Annotated in this window: 3 rRNA genes; all 3 read left to right on the top strand. The window is 55.0% G+C overall.

The window, feature by feature from the left end:
- Window positions 1–222 precede the first annotated feature (222 nt).
- A 16S ribosomal RNA gene (locus FJ657_RS16940) occupies window positions 223–1,747 on the top strand.
- Between the two features lie 406 nt (window positions 1,748–2,153).
- Window positions 2,154–5,273: ribosomal RNA gene (locus FJ657_RS16945) — 23S ribosomal RNA — on the top strand.
- A 105-nt stretch (window positions 5,274–5,378) separates the two neighbouring features.
- A 5S ribosomal RNA gene (gene rrf / locus FJ657_RS16950) occupies window positions 5,379–5,495 on the top strand.
- Together the 16S, 23S and 5S rRNA genes form the textbook arrangement of a ribosomal RNA operon.
- Window positions 5,496–5,503 lie beyond the last annotated feature (8 nt).

Genomic DNA, 5,503 nt, shown 5'->3' on the forward strand with positions numbered 1-5,503 from the left:
TCGAGCATCCGATCCTTGAGAACTCAACAGCGTGCACTATGTCAAATGCCAAATAACCTCGGCTCGGTGACTTCGGTTGCCGGGTGAGAGATTCCTTTGGATTGACGGATTGTCAGTATGATGATCCTTTCAGTCAGATCAAACTCGTCTGGTTGTCGCGTTTTCCCGTGGCGGCTGGGCAAAAGATTTGTCAGCTGGTTTCGACCGGTTGGCTGTCATTCATTTACGGAGAGTTTGATCCTGGCTCAGGATGAACGCTGGCGGCGTGCTTAACACATGCAAGTCGAACGGTGAAGGAAGAGCTTGCTCTTCTGGATCAGTGGCGAACGGGTGAGTAACACGTGAGTAACCTGCCCTTGACTCTGGGATAAGCGTTGGAAACGACGTCTAATACCGGATACGAGCTTCAGCCGCATGGCTAGGAGTTGGAAAGATTTTTTGGTCAAGGATGGACTCGCGGCCTATCAGGTTGTTGGTGAGGTAATGGCTCACCAAGCCTACGACGGGTAGCCGGCCTGAGAGGGTGACCGGCCACACTGGGACTGAGACACGGCCCAGACTCCTACGGGAGGCAGCAGTGGGGAATATTGCACAATGGGCGAAAGCCTGATGCAGCAACGCCGCGTGAGGGACGACGGCCTTCGGGTTGTAAACCTCTTTTAGCAGGGAAGAAGCGAGAGTGACGGTACCTGCAGAAAAAGCACCGGCTAACTACGTGCCAGCAGCCGCGGTAATACGTAGGGTGCAAGCGTTATCCGGAATTATTGGGCGTAAAGAGCTCGTAGGCGGTTGGTCGCGTCTGCTGTGAAATCCCGAGGCTCAACCTCGGGTCTGCAGTGGGTACGGGCCAGCTAGAGTGCGGTAGGGGAGAATGGAATTCCTGGTGTAGCGGTGGAATGCGCAGATATCAGGAGGAACACCGATGGCGAAGGCAGTTCTCTGGGCCGTTACTGACGCTGAGGAGCGAAAGCGTGGGGAGCGAACAGGATTAGATACCCTGGTAGTCCACGCCGTAAACGTTGGGCGCTAGATGTGGGGACCATTCCACGGTTTCCGTGTCGCAGCTAACGCATTAAGCGCCCCGCCTGGGGAGTACGGCCGCAAGGCTAAAACTCAAAGGAATTGACGGGGGCCCGCACAAGCGGCGGAGCATGCGGATTAATTCGATGCAACGCGAAGAACCTTACCAAGGCTTGACATATACGAGAACGGGCTAGAAATAGTCAACTCTTTGGACACTCGTATACAGGTGGTGCATGGTTGTCGTCAGCTCGTGTCGTGAGATGTTGGGTTAAGTCCCGCAACGAGCGCAACCCTCGTTCTATGTTGCCAGCACGTTATGGTGGGAACTCATAGGAGACTGCCGGGGTCAACTCGGAGGAAGGTGGGGATGACGTCAAATCATCATGCCCCTTATGTCTTGGGCTTCACGCATGCTACAATGGCCGGTACAAAGGGCTGCAATACCGTAAGGTGGAGCGAATCCCAAAAAGCCGGTCTCAGTTCGGATTGAGGTCTGCAACTCGACCTCATGAAGTCGGAGTCGCTAGTAATCGCAGATCAGCAACGCTGCGGTGAATACGTTCCCGGGCCTTGTACACACCGCCCGTCAAGTCATGAAAGTCGGTAACACCCGAAGCCGGTGGCCCAACCCTTGTGGAGGGAGCCGTCGAAGGTGGGATCGGTAATTAGGACTAAGTCGTAACAAGGTAGCCGTACCGGAAGGTGCGGCTGGATCACCTCCTTTCTAAGGAGCTTCTGAATCAGCTTCGGCTGGTTCCAGAGCCACTACGGACACACACGTTGTCCGGTGGTTTGCTCATGGGTGGAACATTGACATAGGCGTCGGACAGATCGTCTGGATCTCAGTACGGCTTCTTCGGAAGCAAGGAAAGGGTCTGGTCGGGGCGGCCGGCGCGTGCACGCTGTTGGGTCCTGAGGGACTCGGGTGACTGAGGCTCTTCTGGACCTCTTGCTGACTGGTCAGTGACCGGGAGGCGGGGGTACCGCCCGTAATTTGAGAACTACACAGTGGACGCGAGCATCTTAGATAGACACTTTCGAGTGTCGTCTACAAGATGATCTCATTTATAGATCATTGGTCAATCTGCAGTACTTATGGTGCTGCCGATCGATTCTAACAAAACTCATGTAGTCAAGTTTCTAAGAGCAGACGGTGGATGCCTTGGCATCTGGAGCCGAAGAAGGACGTAGCAATCTGCGATAAGCCTCGGGGAGTTGATAAGCGAACTTTGATCCGAGGATGTCCGAATGGGGAAACCCCGCCAGTGCGTACTTGTGCGACCTGGTGACTCCCGCCTGAATATATAGGGCGGGTAGAGGGAACGTGGGGAAGTGAAACATCTCAGTACCCACAGGAAGAGAAAGCAACCGCGATTCCGTTAGTAGTGGCGAGCGAAACCGGAACAGGCCAAACCGATCATGTGTGATAGCCGGCAGGCGTTGCATGGTCGGGGTTGTGGGACTTTCACGAACTTCTGCCGAAGTTCACGTTGACGTGCGCGATATAGACGAACGGTCTTGAAAGGCCGACCACAGAGGGTGCCAGTCCCGTAGTCGAAATGTGGCGCAGCGATGGAGAGTATCCCAAGTAGCACGGGGCCCGAGAAATCCCGTGTGAATCTGCCAGGACCACCTGGTAAGCCTAAATACTCCCAGATGACCGATAGCGGACAAGTACCGTGAGGGAAAGGTGAAAAGTACCCCGGGAGGGGAGTGAAATAGTACCTGAAACCGTCTGCTTACAAACCGTTGGAGCCTCCCTAGCAGGGGTGACAGCGTGCCTTTTGAAGAATGAGCCTGCGAGTTAGCGGTATGTGGCGAGGTTAACCCGTGAGGGGTAGCCGTAGCGAAAGCGAGTTCGAATAGAGCGTTTGAGTCGCATGCCCTAGACCCGAAGCGAAGTGATCTATCCATGGCCAGGTTGAAGCGACGGTAAGACGTCGTGGAGGACCGAACCCACTTGGGTTGAAAACCGAGGGGATGAGCTGTGGATAGGGGTGAAAGGCCAATCAAACTTCGTGATAGCTGGTTCTCTCCGAAATGCATTTAGGTGCAGCGTTGCGTGTTTCTTGCCGGAGGTAGAGCTACTGGATGGCCGATGGGCCCTACAAGGTTACTGACGTCAGCCAAACTCCGAATGCCGGTAAGTGAGAGCGCAGCAGTGAGACGGTGGGGGATAAGCTTCATCGTCGAGAGGGAAACAACCCAGACTACCGACTAAGGCCCCTAAGCGTGTGCTAAGTGGGAAAGGATGTGGAGTTGCAGAGACAACCAGGAGGTTGGCTTAGAAGCAGCCACCCTTGAAAGAGTGCGTAATAGCTCACTGGTCAAGTGATTCCGCGCCGACAATGTAACGGGGCTCAAGCACACCGCCGAAGTCGTAGAATTCGCATATTTGGTAGGCCTTCGTGGTCCAGCCGTGCGGATTGGTAGGAGAGCGTCGTGTGGCGAGTGAAGCGGCGGAGTGATCCAGCCGTGGACGCCACACGAGTGAGAATGCAGGCATGAGTAGCGAAAGACGTGTGAGAAACACGTCCTCCGAAAGACCAAGGGTTCCAGGGTCAAGCTAATCTGCCCTGGGTAAGTCGGGACCTAAGGCGAGGCCGACAGGCGTAGTCGATGGACAACGGGTTGATATTCCCGTACCGGCGAAGAACCGCCAAAGCTAATCCAGTGGTGCTAAGAGTCCTAATCCGGTTGACGGATCCCTTCGGGGTGAAGCTGCCGGCCTAACGCTCGACCCCATGCTGGTGCGGCTAGCGTATTAACAGGTGTGACGCAGGAAGGTAGTCAGTCCTCGGCGATGGTTGTCCGAGGCCAAGGGTGTAGGCCGAGAGATAGGCAAATCCGTCTCTCATATAAGGCTGAGACCTGAAGGGGAGTCCGCAAGGGCAAGATCTGATGATCCTATGCTGCCAAGAAAAGCATCGACGCGAGGTTCCAGCCGCCCGTACCCCAAACCGACTCAGGTGGTCAGGTAGAGAATACCAAGGAGATCGAGAGAATCGTGGTTAAGGAACTCGGCAAAATGCCCCCGTAACTTCGGGAGAAGGGGGGCCTCAGGCGTGAATGGACTTGCTCCAGGAAGCGCTGCAGGGCCGCAGAGACCAGTGGGAAGCGACTGTTTACTAAAAACACAGGTCCGTGCGAAGTCGCAAGACGATGTATACGGACTGACGCCTGCCCGGTGCTGGAAGGTTAAGAGGAAGGGTTAGTTTCGACGAAGCTCTGAATTTAAGCCCCAGTAAACGGCGGTGGTAACTATAACCATCCTAAGGTAGCGAAATTCCTTGTCGGGTAAGTTCCGACCTGCACGAATGGCGTAACGACTTCCCAGCTGTCTCAACCGCGAACTCGGCGAAATTGCACTACGAGTAAAGATGCTCGTTACGCGCAGCAGGACGGAAAGACCCCGTGACCTTTACTACAGCTTGGTATTGGTGTTCGGTGTGGCTTGTGTAGGATAGGTGGGAGACTTTGAAGCGGGCACGCCAGTGTTCGTGGAGTCATTGTTGAAATACCACTCTGGTCACTCTGGATATCTAACTTCGAACCGTGATCCGGTTCAGGGACAGTGCCTGGTGGGTAGTTTAACTGGGGCGGTTGCCTCCCAAAAAGTAACGGAGGCGCCCAAAGGTTCCCTCAACCTGGTTGGCAATCAGGTGTCGAGTGTAAGTGCACAAGGGAGCTTGACTGTGAGAGTGACGGCTCGAGCAGGGACGAAAGTCGGGACTAGTGATCCGGCAGTGGCTTGTGGAAGCGCTGTCGCTCAACGGATAAAAGGTACCTCGGGGATAACAGGCTGATCTTGCCCAAGAGTCCATATCGACGGCATGGTTTGGCACCTCGATGTCGGCTCGTCGCATCCTGGGGCTGGAGTAGGTCCCAAGGGTTGGGCTGTTCGCCCATTAAAGCGGTACGCGAGCTGGGTTTAGAACGTCGTGAGACAGTTCGGTCCCTATCCGCTGCGCGCGTAGGAAATTTGAGAAGATCTATCCCTAGTACGAGAGGACCGGGATGGACGAACCTCTGGTGTGTCAGTTGTTCCGCCAGGAGCACCGCTGATTAGCTACGTTCGGAACGGATAACCGCTGAAAGCATCTAAGCGGGAAGCCGGCTTCAAGATGAGATTTCCATCCCTTCGGGGGAGAGGCTCCCAGCTAGACTACTGGGTTGATAGGCAGGATGTGGAAGTGGGGACTCAAGACCCATGCAGCTGACCTGTACTAATAAGCCGATAACTTGACAACACATAGTTTTGTTGCTCGCGTCCACTTTGTGGTTCCCGATTTACGGTCGGAAACCGCACACCTGAACATCGTTTCAGGTCTGCAGACACGCTAAATCAATAGTGTTTCGGCGGCCATAGCGAAGGGGAAACGCCCGGTTACATTCCGAACCCGGAAGCTAAGACCTTCTGCGCCGATGGTACTGCGAGGGGGACCTCGTGGGAGAGTAGGACACCGCCGGACTTCTTTCG

The sequence above is a fragment of the Schumannella soli genome (assembly GCF_006517435.1).
Classification (GTDB): Bacteria; Actinomycetota; Actinomycetes; order Actinomycetales; family Microbacteriaceae; genus Schumannella; species Schumannella soli.